At 68.3% G+C, this 14,344-nt stretch carries 14 protein-coding genes; 10 read left to right on the top strand and 4 right to left on the bottom strand.

The window, feature by feature from the left end:
• Positions 1 to 23: 23 nt before the first annotated feature.
• Positions 24 to 857 carry a DUF3025 domain-containing protein gene (locus tag HGB51_RS05045; RefSeq protein WP_070207656.1) on the top strand — a complete coding sequence of 278 codons (834 nt, stop codon included), beginning with the start codon at positions 24 to 26 and terminating at the stop codon, positions 855 to 857.
• Here HGB51_RS05045 and greB read toward each other — a convergent pair.
• Entirely contained in the window at positions 842 to 1,348 is a 507-nt protein-coding gene (gene greB, locus HGB51_RS05040) for a transcription elongation factor GreB (protein WP_070207648.1), read from the bottom strand. The genes HGB51_RS05045 and greB overlap by 16 nt on opposite strands.
• The gene (locus tag HGB51_RS05035) at positions 1,348 to 2,853 is read right to left on the bottom strand and encodes a helicase HerA-like domain-containing protein (protein ID WP_070207649.1); all 1,506 of its coding nucleotides are present in this window, start codon (positions 2,851 to 2,853) and stop codon (positions 1,348 to 1,350) included. Before HGB51_RS05035 ends, greB begins: the two co-directional genes overlap by 1 nt.
• A 135-nt stretch (positions 2,854 to 2,988) precedes the next feature.
• Between HGB51_RS05035 and HGB51_RS05030 the strand changes: the two genes are divergently transcribed.
• Together HGB51_RS05030 and HGB51_RS05025 are read left to right on the top strand one after the other, a co-directional pair.
• The gene (locus tag HGB51_RS05030) at positions 2,989 to 4,599 is read left to right on the top strand and encodes a transglycosylase SLT domain-containing protein (RefSeq protein WP_070207650.1); all 1,611 of its coding nucleotides are present in this window, start codon (positions 2,989 to 2,991) and stop codon (positions 4,597 to 4,599) included.
• A 17-nt stretch (positions 4,600 to 4,616) separates the two neighbouring features.
• Entirely contained in the window at positions 4,617 to 4,979 is a 363-nt protein-coding gene (locus HGB51_RS05025) for a ribonuclease E inhibitor RraB (RefSeq protein ID WP_070207657.1), read from the top strand.
• 68 nt (positions 4,980 to 5,047) lie between these two features.
• Here the strand turns inward: HGB51_RS05025 and asd are convergent, their stop codons facing one another.
• Both asd and HGB51_RS05015 read right to left on the bottom strand, forming a co-directional pair.
• Positions 5,048 to 5,890 carry an archaetidylserine decarboxylase gene (gene asd, locus HGB51_RS05020; RefSeq protein WP_070207651.1) on the bottom strand — a complete coding sequence of 281 codons (843 nt, stop codon included), beginning with the start codon at positions 5,888 to 5,890 and terminating at the stop codon, positions 5,048 to 5,050.
• Positions 5,887 to 6,537 carry an SCO family protein gene (locus HGB51_RS05015; protein ID WP_070207652.1) on the bottom strand — a complete coding sequence of 217 codons (651 nt, stop codon included), beginning with the start codon at positions 6,535 to 6,537 and terminating at the stop codon, positions 5,887 to 5,889. The genes asd and HGB51_RS05015 overlap by 4 nt, the downstream gene beginning before the upstream one ends.
• A 129-nt stretch (positions 6,538 to 6,666) precedes the next feature.
• Here HGB51_RS05015 and prmB point away from each other — a divergent pair, with 129 nt between their 5' ends.
• From prmB to HGB51_RS04980, 7 genes are all read left to right on the top strand, one after another.
• Complete coding sequence (prmB, locus tag HGB51_RS05010; RefSeq protein WP_070207653.1) at positions 6,667 to 7,596, top strand: 50S ribosomal protein L3 N(5)-glutamine methyltransferase; 930 nt, start codon at positions 6,667 to 6,669, stop codon at positions 7,594 to 7,596.
• On the top strand, positions 7,593 to 8,696 hold the full coding sequence (aroC, locus tag HGB51_RS05005) for a chorismate synthase (protein ID WP_070207654.1): 1,104 nt from the start codon (positions 7,593 to 7,595) through the stop codon (positions 8,694 to 8,696). Before prmB ends, aroC begins: the two co-directional genes overlap by 4 nt.
• Positions 8,689 to 9,741, top strand: coding sequence for a 2-hydroxyacid dehydrogenase (locus HGB51_RS05000; RefSeq protein ID WP_171966745.1), 1,053 nt, complete (start codon positions 8,689 to 8,691; stop codon positions 9,739 to 9,741). Before aroC ends, HGB51_RS05000 begins: the two co-directional genes overlap by 8 nt.
• 81 nt (positions 9,742 to 9,822) lie before the next feature.
• The gene (locus HGB51_RS04995; RefSeq protein ID WP_070207204.1) at positions 9,823 to 10,848 is read left to right on the top strand and encodes an aspartate-semialdehyde dehydrogenase; all 1,026 of its coding nucleotides are present in this window, start codon (positions 9,823 to 9,825) and stop codon (positions 10,846 to 10,848) included.
• An 83-nt stretch (positions 10,849 to 10,931) separates the two neighbouring features.
• Positions 10,932 to 12,839 carry a type IV pilus assembly protein FimV gene (locus tag HGB51_RS04990; RefSeq protein WP_070207205.1) on the top strand — a complete coding sequence of 636 codons (1,908 nt, stop codon included), beginning with the start codon at positions 10,932 to 10,934 and terminating at the stop codon, positions 12,837 to 12,839.
• A 2-nt stretch (positions 12,840 to 12,841) separates the two neighbouring features.
• Complete coding sequence (gene truA / locus HGB51_RS04985; RefSeq protein ID WP_070207206.1) at positions 12,842 to 13,615, top strand: tRNA pseudouridine(38-40) synthase TruA; 774 nt, start codon at positions 12,842 to 12,844, stop codon at positions 13,613 to 13,615.
• Positions 13,612 to 14,268 carry a phosphoribosylanthranilate isomerase gene (locus HGB51_RS04980; RefSeq protein ID WP_070207207.1) on the top strand — a complete coding sequence of 219 codons (657 nt, stop codon included), beginning with the start codon at positions 13,612 to 13,614 and terminating at the stop codon, positions 14,266 to 14,268. The genes truA and HGB51_RS04980 overlap by 4 nt, the downstream gene beginning before the upstream one ends.
• Positions 14,269 to 14,344: the final 76 nt, after the last annotated feature.

Here is a 14,344-nt window from a genome sequence, read left to right as displayed (position 1 = left end):
CGGCCGCCGCTGCGGCGGCCGAGATCGGCGCCGAGCCCGACAACAGGGCTGCGGTGCGGCGACGCTTCGTCGCGCCTGCGCGCGATGCGGTGGACCGCGAGTGCTTCACGCATCCGCTGTTCACCGGCGTTGCGGCGTTCCACGACCTGTTGGCTGCCGATGCGTGGCCGACCGTTGGCGAACTGGATCAGCGCTTGGCGCTTCCGGGAAAGCAGCTCGTGGTACAGGACGAAACGCTGCTGGCCGACGGCCAGCACTACGAACAGCGCATTGCACAGGGGCGTATCCCCACGCGCGCCGAAAACTGGCATGACCTGTTCAACGCGTTGATGTGGGCGCGATATCCGGCGATCAAGCGCGCGCTCAACACGCGGCAATGCGCGTCCATCGAAGCAAATGGACCCGGCCAACGCGACCGCGCGCAGGCAGCGCTGACCCAGTTCGACGAGACGGGTGTGATCGTGCGGGTGCAGGACGAGGGGTTGATGCGCGCCTGGGACTGGCATGACTGGCAGGCGCTGTTTGTGGATGCAGGGGTTGCATGGCAGGACGGACGCGTTGCTGTAGCTGCTGTCATCGGCCACGCACTGATGGAGCAGGCCTTGCTGCGCGGGCGGTTGCTGGTAGGCAAGTGCGTGGTGGTGCAGGGGTGTGACGACGCGCATGCGGTGCGGCAGGTGGCCGAGGCCATCGCGCGGGGCGATCTGCTCAACGATCCTCTGGAGCTGCGGCCGTTGCCCTTGATGGGCATACCGGGCTGGCATGCTGGGCAGGATGCGGCGTTCTTCGCGCAGACCGACTATTTCCGGCCATTGCGGGACGGCAGGAAGTACCCGTCGATTCAATCCGCGCGGTAGTCCACCGCCACCACCGCAAACCCGGTCCGCCCGCTCGGCAGCTCCACCTCGAACTCATCATCCACGCGCTTCTTCAACAACGCGCGCGCCAGCGGCGAATCGATGCTGATCCAGCCGGCGCCGGCATCGGTTTCATCCGGGCCGACGATCCTGTAACGGCTCACGTCGCCGCTGTCCACGTTCTCCAGCTCCACCCACGCACCGAAGAACACCGCCTGCGGATCGGTCGGCACGGTGTCGACCACCCGCAGCGATTCCAGCCGCTTGGTCAGGTAACGCACGCGGCGGTCGATCTCGCCCAGCTGCTTTTTGCGGTAGGTGTACTCGGCATTCTCCGAACGGTCACCCTCGGCCGCCGCAGCGGCCAGCGCCTTCACTACTTCCGGCCGCCTCACCCGCCATAGGTCGTCCAGTTCGGCCTTCAGCCGCTGGTGCCCCTGCGCGGTGATCAGCGGCGTACTTTTCTCCGCCGGCGGACGCCAACGCGACATCAGCGCTTGCCGCCGAAGATGCCGCCCAAAATCCCGCGCACGATCTGGTTGCCCAGCTTGGTACCTACCGTGCGGGTGGTCTGCTTGGCCATGGTCTCGATCATGCCCTGGCGCCGCTTGGTGCCGAAGATCGCGTCCTTGATCGACTGGCCGAAGCCGCCTTCCTGTTCCTCGTCCTGCTGGCGCGTGCGCGCCTTCGGTGCATCGGCCTGTTCCACCGCCTTGGCCGCGCGCTGGGCCAGCAACTCGGCGGCCGATTCGCGGTTCACCGCGGTGTCGTAACGGGTGCCGACCGGGCTGCCGGCACGCACCTGCGTACGTTCGGCTTCGGTAATGGCGCCCATGCGGCAGCGCGGCGGCGCGATCCGGGTCTGCTGCACCGGCGAGGGAATGCCCTTGTCCTGCAGGGTGGACACCAGTGCTTCGCCGGTACCCAGCTGCGACAGCGCCGCCACCACGTCCAGCTTCGGATTGGGCACGAAGGTTTCCGCAGCGATCTTCACCGCCTTCTGGTCGCGCGGGGTGAACGCACGCAGCGCATGCTGCACGCGGTTGCCCAGCTGGCCCAGGATGTTGGCCGGCACGTCGTCGGGGAACTGCGAGCAGAAGTACACGCCCACGCCCTTGGAACGGATCAGTCGCACCACCTGCTCGATGCGCTGCACCAGCGCGGCCGGGGCATCGTCGAACAGCAGGTGCGCCTCATCGAAGATGAAGACCAGCTTGGGCTTCTCCAGGTCGCCCACTTCCGGCAGCGTCTCGAACAGCTCCGAAAGCAGCCACAGCAGGAAGGTCGAATACAGGCGCGGCTTCAGCACCAGCTGGTCGGCGGCCAGGATCCCGATCACGCCGCGACCGTCGTGGTTGACCCGCATCAGGTCGGCCAGTTCCAGCGCCGGCTCGCCGAAGAACGACTCGCCGCCGTCCTGCGCCAGCCGCAGCAGCGCACGCTGGATGGCCGCCACGGTCTGCGCGCTGACCAGCCCGTACTCGGTGGAGATGTCCTTGCGTTCGTCGGCGACCAGGCCGAGCAGGGCGCGCAGGTCGTCGAGGTCGAGCAGCAGCAGGCCACGGTCGTCGGCCAGCTTGAACACGATGTCCAGCACCCCGGCCTGGGTGTCGTTGAGTTCCAGGATGCGCGCCAGCAGGGTCGGGCCCATTTCGCTGACGGTGGTGCGTACCGGGTGGCCGAGCTTGCCGTACAGGTCCCAGAAGATGGTCGGGCTGCCGGTCGGCGCGTAGTCGGCCACGCCGATCTCCTGCGCACGCTGCAGCAGCGCCTCGGTCCCCGCGCCGGGCACGGCCAGGCCGGAGACGTCGCCCTTCACATCGGCCAGGAACACCGGCACGCCGATCCGCGAGAAGCCTTCGGCCAGGGTCATCAGGGTGACGGTCTTGCCGGTACCGGTGGCGCCGGCCACCAGGCCGTGACGGTTACCCAGCTTCGGCAGCAGGGTCACGGGGATGTCGTCGGTAATGCCTTTGCCGAGCAGGATCGGATCCATGGTCAACTCCCTGAGTGGACGGCCTATGTGAATGGGCAGGATTCTAAACCCGAGCGGGTGCAGGCGGGCTGACCGGGTTGCCCCGATACAAGCGGCGCGGCTACTCTGCCCTGTCTTTCGCCCACAGTGCCAAAAATGCCCGTTCCTGTCCTGCTTGCCCGTGGTTGGCCGTTGTTGGCGCTCGCGTCCCTGTTGTCCTTCGTGCCCGAGGCCCACGCCCAACGGGTCTCGGCCCGCGACAAGGCGAAGATCGAGGTGCTGCAGCAGCGCATGACCGCCGCCGAGAAGCGGTATGCCGACGCACTGGTGCTGGTCACCAATGCCGACCCCAAGGGCAAGAACGAAGGCGACGCCGCGCTGGAAGACATGGAAGATGTGATCAGCGACTGCGTGGCCCAGAAGGGCTGCCAGGTCAGCAACCTGCTGGTGACCTACAAGCGGCTGCTGAAGAACAACGCCGACGCCCGCGACAGCGACGACAGCGACGTGATCGCCAACGACGGCGGCCTGCTCGAAGCCGACCCGGACCACGTCGGTCCGCTGGCTGCAGACGTGCCCGAAGCGGCGCGCGCGGCCGCACTGCTCAACGACAAGCGCCACGCCTTCGACAACATGGTCGAGTACAACCCGGCGGTGCAGGCTGGCATCCGCCGCTGGCTGACCGACATGCGCCCGGCGTTGATGAACACCTACGAGAACTACCAGACCCTGCGCGCGGTGATGTGGCCGGAGTGGGAGAAGCGCGGCCTGCCCGAGGCGCTGCTGTTCGGGATCATGGCCAAGGAATCGAACGGGCGCGTGCACGCGTCCTCGCGCGCCGGCGCCGCCGGGCTGATGCAGTTCATGCCGGCCACCGGCCGCCGCTTCGGGCTGGGCCCGGACGGCACCGGCTTCGACACCCGCTTCGACGCGCGCAGCGCCGCCGAAGCCAGCGCCAGTTATCTCAACGAGCGCATGCGCGAGCTCAACAACAACGTGGAACTGTCGCTGGCCGGCTATAACGGCGGCGAAGGCCGTGCGGGGCGCGTGTACCGGCAGAATGTCGGCCAGAGCTTCTGGGTGGACAACGTGTACAACCAGTTCCCGGCCGAAACCAAGGACTACGTGCCGATGGTGATCGCCGCGGCCTGGATCTACCTGCACCCGCAGCAGTACGGCGTGGACTTCCCCAAGGTCAGCGCGCAGCCGGCCACGATCCGCCTGGCCAAGTCCACCACCATCTATGAGCTGACCATCTGCCTGGGCAGCACCGGCACCCGCGACGGCTACATGCGCGCGCTGCGCAACCTCAACCCGCGCTACGAGGCCGACGGCTGGATTCCGGCCGGCACGATCATCAACGCCACCACCCGCATTGCCGGCCTGTACAACCGCTACTGCGTGAGCGGCCCGCGCGCCGACCTGGCACGCACCCTGATCACCGCCGACCTCAACGCCGCCATCGTCCGCCCGACCGCCGCCAGCTACACCGGCAACGTCGCGGTGGGCAGCGTGGTGCCGATGGCCGGCGTGCAGTCCAGCACCCCGGTGCCGACCGCCCCGGCCGCGCCGGTGGCCGTGCCGGCCGCCAAGCCCAAGCCCAAGGCGGTGAAGAGCCACAAGGTCGGCAAGGGCGAGACGCTGGGCCGGATTGCCGAGAAGTTCGACTGCGACGTGCGTGAGCTCGCCAAGGCCAACGGGCTGAAGGCGCCGGCGTACGCGCTGCGCCAAGGCCAATCGATCAAGCTGCAGGGCTGCGGTAAATAATTTCCGAGGAACGAATGATGGATATCACCGCAATCAACGACATGTTCGCCAACATCCGCGAGAACACCGACTGGGATCTCAACGGTGATCTGGTGTGGGGCTACTTCTTCGTCAACACCACGCCCGAGCCGCTGCACGGCCTGGCCAAGGTGCTGGAAGGGCAGGGCTATACCGTGGTGGAAGTGTTCGAGCCGGAGCTGGAAGCCGACGAAGCGCCGTACCACGTGCTGCACGTGGAGCGCATTGAAGTTCACAGCGAAGCCTCGCTGGACACGCGCAACCACGAGCTGCAGGCATTGGCCGAAGCGAACGGCGTAGAGGATTACGACGGCATGGACGTAGGGCCCGTCGAGTTCGCGCACGACCCGGACAACCCCTGAAACCAGACGCCCCGCGAAAGCGGGGCGTTTTTCATGGTGCGTAGTGACACGCCACGCGTGTCAGGCTTTCACCGCAACGTAGCCAACGCTTGCCCCAACTGCACCGCATGCTCCGCATCCAGGTGCGGCGCGAAATCGGCCACGCCCGGCGGCAGCAGCACGATCACCGTGGACCCGTAATTGAACCGCGCCATCTCGGCGAACCGCTCCAGCGTAATTCCCTTCCCACGGTAATCCTTGCGGGTAATCCGGTCGCCGTAGGCCGGAATCTCTTCTCCGCCCCACACCGTCTCCACGCCCGACACCAGCAGTGCGCCCACCATCACCTGCACCATCGGGCCGAAGTCGGTGTCGAAATGGCAGACCAGCCGCTCGTTGCGGGCGAACAGGCCCGGCACGTTGTTCACCGCCGCGGGGCCCACGCTGAACAACCGGCCCGGCACATGCACGGTTTCGCGCAGGGTGCCGGTCCACGGCATGTGCACGCGGTGGTAGTCCTTCGGCGACAGGTACACCGTGGCGAACAGCCCGTGCCGGAACACCTCGGCGTCGCCCGCATCGCCCAGCAGCTCGGCGGCGGTGAACGACTGGCCCTTGGCCTGGAAGATGTTGCCGTCTTCGATCGCGCCCAGCTGGCTGATACGGCCGTCCGCCGGCATCACCAGCGTACGGGCATCGGCGTCGGGCACGCGCGCGCCGGGCTTCAGGGCGCGGGTGAAGAACTGGTTGAAGGTCGGGTAGCTGCGCGGGTCCGGATTGGCCGCCTCGGCCAGGTTCACCCCGAACTTTTCGGTCACCGTGTCGATCAGCCAGCGCGAGATCCGCGGGTTGCTGGAATACGCCAGGCGCCGCGCCATCGACGACAGCAGGCGGTGGGGCAGGACGTAGCTCAGCGTGGTGGTCAGGCTCATGGGGCGGATTTCTCGGTCAACAGGTTCAGGTCGCGGGCAATCGCCTGCGGATTGAAGGGGGGACGGATCAGGCCGGCCAGGTTGCCGTCCGGGTCCAGCACGGCCAGGCTGGCCGAATGTTCCAGGGTGTAGTCCTGGGGATTGGTCTCGAATTCCTTGCCCGGCACCTTCTGGAACACGAAACCCAGCGAGGTGGCGAAGCGCTCCAGCGAGGGCACGTCGGCGGTGGCGGCCAGGGTGTCCTTGTGGAAGGCGTGCACGTACTCGCCCAGTCGGGCCGGGGTGTCGCGCTCGGGGTCGACCGAGACGAACACCAGCCGCGGGCGCAGGGTGTCCGGCAGGGCTTCCCACTGCTTCTGGGCCTGGGCCAGGTCGGCCAGGGTGGTCGGGCAGATGTCGGGGCAGGCCAGGAAGCCCAGGAACACCAGGGTCCAGTGGCCCTTGAGCTCGCCGGGGATCAGCCGGGTGCCGTCGGACTGGCCCAGGTTGAAGTCCGGCAGCGGGCGCGGCTGCGGGTAGAAGGTGATCGATTCGGTGGCCGGGCGGTTGCCGACCGGCGCGGGCCCGAACACTTTCTGGGCCACGACCAGGCCGAGACCGGCGGCCAGCGCGATGAGCAGGATGATGCCGACATTGCGATTGAACATGTAAGCCCGTTCCCGAAGGGGGCCACCATGATAGGGGATGGGGCGGCGGCCGCACCGTTTCGACTGCAACGGATGCCGTGCTGCGCCGCAGCGCCTATAATCTGGGGCCACTTTGTCTGTTGCCCTGCCATGACCGCCGAAACGGCCGCCGAACTCCATACGATCATCGACCTGATCCGCTACGGCACCAGCCGTTTCAACGCCGCCGGGCTGACCTTCGGGCACAGCTACGACAACGCCCTGGACGAAGCCACCCAGCTGGTCCTGCACGCCCTGCACCTGCCGCACGACCTGGGCCCGGCCTATGGCGCAGCCCGAGTGCTCCAGGAAGAGAAGCTGCAGGTGCTGGACCTGTTCCAGCGCCGCATCGACGAGCGCATCCCGGCCGCGTACCTCACCGGTGAGGCGTGGTTCGCCGGCCTGAGCTTCAAGAGCGACAGCCGTGCGCTGGTGCCGCGCTCGCCGATTGCCGAGCTGATCGAGTCCGGCTTCGAGCCGTGGCTGGCCGGCCGTGACGTCACCCGCGCGCTGGACCTGTGCACCGGTTCGGGCTGCATCGCCATCGCCATGGGCCACTACTACCCGAACTGGGAAGTGGACGGCGTGGACCTGAGCGACGACGCGCTGAGCCTGGCCGAAGAGAACAAGGAACGCCTGCAGGCGCACAACGTGACCCTGCTCAAGTCCGATCTGTTCAACGGCCTGACCGGCCGTCACTACGACCTGATCGTGACCAACCCGCCGTACGTCACCAACGACGAAACCGACGCGCTGCCGCAGGAATACTCGTATGAGCCCGAAATGGGCCTGCGCGCCGGCGACGACGGCCTGGACCTGGTCCTGAAGATCCTGCGCGACGCCCCGCTGCACCTGAGCGAAGACGGCCTGCTGATCTGCGAAGTGGGCGAGTCCGAACAGCACCTGATCAAGCTGCTGCCGGAAGTCGATTTCGCCTGGGTCGAATTCAAGGTCGGCCAGATGGGCATCTTCGCGGTCGAATGCCGCGAGCTGATCGCCCACAGCGCCCGCATCACCGAACTGGCGGCACAGCGGCCGTGAGTTCCAACACCTTCGGCAAGCTGCTTTCGGTCACCACCTTCGGCGAATCGCACGGTCCGGCGATCGGCTGCGTGATCGACGGCTGCCCGCCGGGGCTGGAGATCAGTGCCGACGAATTCGCCCACGACCTGCAGCGCCGCGCCACCGGCAAGAGCCGGCATACCTCGGCGCGCCGCGAGGCCGACGAGGTCGAGATCCTCTCGGGCGTGTACGAAGGCCGCACCACCGGTACCCCCATCGCGCTGCTGATCCGCAACACCGACCAGCGCAGCAAGGACTACAGCAACATCGCCCAGCAGTTCCGCCCGGGTCATGCCGACTACAGCTACTGGCAGAAGTACGGCATCCGCGACCCGCGCGGTGGCGGCCGTTCGTCCGCGCGCGAAACCACCATGCGCGTGGCGGCCGGCGTGGTCGCCAAGAAGTGGCTGTTGCAGCGTTACGGGGTGACCGTGCGCGGTTACCTCTCGCAGCTGGGCGAGATCACCCCGACCGGGCACGACTGGTCGGCGGTGGAAGACAACCCGTTCTTCTGGCCGGTGGCCGGTCAGGTGCCTGCGCTGGAAAGCTACATGGACGCCCTGCGCAAGTCCGGCGACTCGGTCGGCGCGCGGGTGAACGTGGTGGCCGACGGCGTGCCGCCGGGGTGGGGCGAGCCGATCTACGGCAAGCTTGATGGCGAACTGGCCGCGGCGTTGATGAGCATCAATGCGGTCAAGGGCGTGGAGATCGGCGACGGCTTCGCCAGCGCCGCGCAGAAGGGCACCGAACATCGTGACCTGATCACCCCGGAAGGCTTCGCCAGCAACCATGCCGGCGGCATCCTCGGTGGCATTTCCACCGGCCAGCAGGTCACCGCCTCTATCGTGCTCAAGCCGACCTCGAGCCTGCGCCTGCCCGGCGCAACGGTGGACGCCAGCGGCGCGGCCGTGGAGGTGATCACCACCGGTCGCCACGATCCCTGCGTGGGCATTCGTGCCACGCCCATCGCCGAGGCGATGATGGCGCTGGTACTGATGGACCAGGCGCTGCGCCACCGGGCCCAGTGCGGCGACGTGGGCGAGATCGCCCCGCGCATCCCGGGATCCATCGATGGCTGAGGCGCGGCCGAAGGTCTGGGTGAGCCAGCCGCTGTTCGATGACGTCATCGAGCAGCTCGGGCAGCATTTCGATCTCACCACGACCGACGCCGTGACCCGCCACACGCCCGAGTCCCTTGCTGCGCAGCTGGCCGGGGTCGACGGCGCACTGATCACCCTCAACGAACGCGTGGGTGCGGCTGAAGTGGCGCAGGCGCCGCAGCTGCGCGCCATCGCGAATGTGGGTGTGGGCTACAACAACCTGGACCTGGACGCGCTCAGCGCGGCCGGCATCCTGGCCAGCAACACGCCCGACGTGCTCACCGAAACCACCGCCGACCTTGGCTTCGCGCTGCTGATGGCGACCGCGCGCCGCATCACCGAGTCCGAGCGCTGGCTGCGCGAGGGCCAGTGGGGGCAATGGTCGTTCCAGACCATGCTCGGCGCGGACATCCACGGCAGCACGCTGGGCATCCTCGGCATGGGCCGGATCGGGCAGGGCATCGCCCGCCGCGGCGCGCTGGGGTTCGGCATGCGCGTGCTGTACCACAACCGTTCGCGCCTGCCCGACGCCACCGAAGCGGAAGTGGGCGCGCAGTACGTGGACCTGGACACGCTGCTGGCGCAGGCCGACCACCTCGTGCTCGTGCTGCCGTACAGCGCGTCGTCGCACCACATCATCGATGCCGCCGCGCTGGCGAAAATGAAGCCCACCGCCACGCTGGTGAACATCGCGCGCGGCGGCATCGTCGACGAGCTGGCCCTGGCCGACGCGCTGGCGCACGGGCGGCTTGCCGCCGCCGGGCTGGACGTGTTCGAAGGCGAGCCCACCGTGCGGCCCGAACTGCTGGCGCTGCGCAACATCGTGCTGACCCCGCACATCGGCAGTGCCAGCCAGGCCACGCGCCGGGCGATGGTGCAGCTGGCAGTGGACAACCTGACCGCCGCGCTGGGCCAGGGGCCGCATGCCGGCCGCCCGCCGAGCGCGCTGAACGCCGACGCCGTCGCTGCCGTGAAAGCCGGCGGCGCCACCGTGGGCGGCAAAAAAATCGACGCAAAACGATAGGGAACCGCGCGGCCATCACGTGAGGTTCCCCGAACCCAGCCCGTTGTGCGCACCCCATTTTAGCTCTTACCGAGAAACCCCATGAACAACCCTGATCGTCGCTTCCATGTCGCTGTCGTCGGTGCCACCGGCGCCGTTGGCGAAACCATGCTGTCCATCCTGGCCGAGCGCAACTTCCCGATTGCCACCCTGAGCCTGCTCGCTTCCTCGCGTTCGGCCGGTGGCGAAATCGAATTCGAAGGCCAGAAGATCAAGGTCCAGGACCTGGCCACGTTCGATCCGAGCGGCGTGGACATCGCGCTGTTCTCCGCTGGCGGCAGTGTGTCCAAGGAATTCGGCCCGAAGTTCGCCGCTGCCGGTGCGGTGGTGATCGACAACTCCTCGGCCTTCCGCTACGACGACGACGTGCCGCTGGTGGTGTCCGAAGTGAATCCCGAGGCGCTGAAGAACCGCCCGCGCGGGATCGTCGCCAACCCGAACTGCTCGACCATGCAGATGCTGGTCGCGCTGGCGCCGCTGCACCGCCAGTACGGCATCCAGCGCATCAACGTGGCCACCTACCAGTCGGTCTCCGGCGGCGGTCGTTCGGCGCTGGAGGAACTGGGCAAGCAGACCGGCCAGCTGCTCAGCTTCCAGGACATCGACCCGCAGCGCTTCCCGGTGCAGATCGCCTTCAACCTGATCCCGCACATCGACGACTTCCAGGACAACGGCTTCACCAAGGAAGAAATGAAGCTGGTCTGGGAGACCCGCAAGATCCTCGGCGACGACAGCATCCTGGTGAACCCCACTGCCGTGCGCGTGCCGGTGTTCTATGGCCACTCCGAAGCGGTCAGCATCGAAACCCGCGACAAGGTCACGCCGGACGCGGCGCGTGAACTGCTGTCGCGTTCGCCCGGCGTGGAAGTGGTGGACAAGCACGAAGCCGGCGGTTATCCGACCCCGGTGACGCATGCCTCGGGCACCGACGCGGTGTATGTCGGCCGCATCCGTGAGGATCTGTCGCACCCGCGTGGCCTGAACCTGTGGATCGTGTCGGACAACATCCGCAAGGGCGCTGCGTTGAACGCGGTGCAGCTGGCGGAGCTGGTTGCGGCTGAAGGCTGACGGATGGTTTTTGCCACGCAGGGCGTGGCACTACCGGCGATTCCCGCATGGCTGGAATCGCCGGGAATCGCTATATTGCCGCCATGAAGAAACGAGCTCCGGGCGCAACGCGCCCGCTCAAGGTGGTATCGACCCTGCTGCTGGCCCTGGCCAGCAGCTCGGCCATGGCCCTCGGGCTGGGCGACATCCGGGTCCTGTCCAAGCCTGGCCAGCCGCTGCTGGCTGAAATCCCGGTCATTTCCGCCGACCCCTCCGAACTGGAAAACCTGCGCGTGGCGCTGGCCTCGCCGGTGACCTTCGCCCGGGTCGGGCTGGACCGTCCGACCGGACTGGTCAGCGAACTGCAGTTCGAGCTCTCCCGCGATGCCAACGGCCGGGCCGTGGTGCGGGTCAGCTCGCAGGCGCCGGTAACCACGCCGTCGCTGAATTTCCTGATTGAAGCCGACTGGGGGCAGGGCCGCCTGGTCCGCGAATATTCGGCGCTGGTCGATGCACCCGACAGCGCCCTGGCCGTGGCCGAACCGGAGATCGTGGCGCCGGCCGGTGCCATGTCCAATGCCATCGCCCGTGAAGCCGAAGCCATGCAGGCGCCGGTCCCGGCGGCCGCCGCCGAAGTCCCGGCGCCGCCGCGCGCTGCGCCCGCCGCACCCGCACGCCCGGCTACGCCGCGCCAGGCCGCCGCACCGGCGGCCGCCACCGTGTCCGCCGACGGCAGCATTACCGTGCAGCGCGGCCAGACCCTGTCGCAGATCGCCGGCAGCGTGGCCCGCGAGCAGGGCATCAGCCGCGACCAGGCGATGATCGCGCTGCTGCGCGCCAATCCCGAAGCCTTCATTCGCGGCAACCTCAACCTGCTCAAGCAGGGTGCGGTGTTGCGCAACCCGGGCGCCGACGCCCAGATCGATGCCGCCCAGGCCGCGGCGATGGTCCGCGAACACGCCGCGCAGTGGCGCCAGGCGCGCTCGTCCATTCCGCAACCGGCCAGCAGCGGTGTGGCCGCTGCGCCGCCGGCCCCGGCCGCCCCGGCCTCGGGTACCGGCGCTCCGGCCGCAGGCGGACGCCTGGAGATCGCCCCGGCGGTCGCCGCCACCGACAACAACGCAGGTACAACCACCGGCACCGCCGCCGGCAGTGAGGGTGACATGCTGGGCAACGAACAACTGCGCCAGGCCAAGGAAGACGTGGCCACCCGCGATGCCGAGATCCAGGAGCTGCGCAACCGCGTGGCGGACCTGGAAAAGCTCAAGCAGCAGCAGGCCTCGCTGATCGCGATGAAGGACACCGACCTGGCCGCCGCGCAGCAGCGCCTGGCCGAAACGCCGGCCGCGCGCGAAGGCGGCAGTGGCGGCTGGGCCTGGCTCGGCCTGCCGGTGCTGCTGCTGGCGGTCGCCGGCTGGGCGATCTCGCGCCGCCGCAAGCCCTCGCCGCTGCCGCCGCTGCGCCGCGACGGCCTGGATGCCGCCAGCCTGGCGGCTGCGGTGCCGGCAGCCGACTACGTGGACGAACTGGCTGCGCAGCGCGAGGTCGAGGCCGACGCGCAGGATCTGCGCGATGCGCCCGACTACGTGCTGGCAGGCGAGGGCGACGAGTACGGACGTCGCGAACCGGTGTTCACGCTCGAGCCGGAGCTGGACCCTGTGGCCGAGGACGTGGCCGAAGCTCCCATAGCCGAGCCGGCGACCGCGCCGGACCACGATGTGGTGCCGGCCTATGCGCTGGAGGCTGCCGCCCAGCCGTCCTTCCGCGGCGTGTTCGAGATTCCGGAATGGAACCCGCCGCAGACCGTCGCCGACGTCGAAACGCCGCCGCCCGCTGCGGAAGCGACCGTCGCGCCGCTGGGCGCGCCGGGCCGCGACCGCCTCGAACTGGCGATCGCCTACCTCGATCTGGGCGATGCCGACACCGCCCGCACCCTGCTGCTGGAAGTGGCCCAGGCCGGTGACGCGCACAGCCAGCTGCAGGCCCGTGAACTGCTGGCCCGGCTCGGCTGAGCATGCGCTACGCACTAGGGGTTGAATACGACGGCAGCGAGTACAAGGGCTGGCAGCAGCTCGGTGAAAGCGGCTGTCCCAGCGTGCAGGCGAGCCTGCAGGACGCACTGTCGTCGATTGCCAATGCGCCGATCCAGGTGGTCTGCGCCGGGCGTACCGACGCCGGCGTGCACGGCGAATGCCAGGTGGTCCACTTCGACACCGACGTGGTCCGCGACCCGCGCAGCTGGACGTTGGGTACCACCACCCGGGCGCCGCGCTCGATCGCAGTACGCTGGTGCGTGCCGGTGGCCGACGACTTCCACGCGCGGTTTTCCGCGCGTGCACGGCGTTACCGCTATCGCCTGCTCAACCGGGCGATCCGCCCGGCGCTGTACCGGCAGAGCCTGAGCTGGGAGCGCCGCCCGCTGGATGCGGCGTTGATGCACGCGGCCGGGCAGGCCCTGCTGGGCGAAAACGACTTCAGCGCATTCCGCAGCGTCCAGTGCGAGGCCCTGCATGCCCGCCGCGAGCTGCAGGCGATCAGCGTGACCCGCCAGGGCGAGATCATCGAGGTCTGCGTTCAGGCCAATGCATTCCTTCATCACATGGTGCGCAATATCGTCGGCTCATTGATCCTGATCGGCAGTGGGGAAAAGCCGGTGTCGTGGATGGCCGAACTGCTGGCTGGCCAGGACCGCACCGTGGCCGGGCCCACCGCACCGCCGCAGGGATTGGTATTTGTTGGCCCGTTGTATCCCGACAACTGGCACCTACCTGCCGAGGTCACCCTATGAGCCGCTCCTTCTACCGCACCCGCATCAAGTTCTGCGGCATGACCCGCGCCGGCGACGTGCGCCTGGCCGGCGAACTGGGCGTGGACGCGGTGGGCTTCATCTTCGCCCGCGAAAGCCGGCGCCGGGTCGCCCCGGCCGAGGCCCGCGCGATGCGCCAGGCGATCGCGCCGATGGTCGACGTGGTCGCGCTGTTCCGCGACAACAGCAAGGAAGAGGTGCGCGAGGTGCTGCGCACGGTGCGCCCGACCCTGCTGCAGTTCCATGGCGAGGAAGACGAATCGTTCTGCCGCAGCTTCAACATGCCGTACCTGAAGGCGGTGGCCATGGGCGGCCGTGAAGAGGTCAACGCGCGGCAGCTGCAGCTGCGCTATCCCAGCGCGGCCGGTTTCCTGTTTGACAGCCACGCCCCGGGCGGCGGCGGTGGGACCGGCGTGGCCTTCGACTGGACCCGCCTGCCGACCGGCCTGCACCGTCCGTTCCTGCTGGCCGGCGGGATCACCCCGGACAACGTGTTCGACGCGATCGTCGCGACCCTGCCGTGGGGCGTGGACGTCTCCAGCGGCATTGAATCCGAGCCGGGGATCAAGGACGGCTACAAGATGCGCAAGTTCGTCGAGGAAGTCCGCCGCGCGGATTGCCACGAGGCCGATTGAGCCCAGCGGGCGGAACGTCGCTTTCCCCCCTGTGCGCACCCCCCATATTTCACGTAGCATCGACAGGACAAGGACA

Origin of the sequence: Stenotrophomonas bentonitica (assembly GCF_013185915.1) — a bacterium.
Lineage (GTDB): Bacteria > Pseudomonadota > Gammaproteobacteria > Xanthomonadales > Xanthomonadaceae > Stenotrophomonas > Stenotrophomonas bentonitica.
This window is presented reverse-complemented; position numbering and strand designations above follow the sequence as displayed.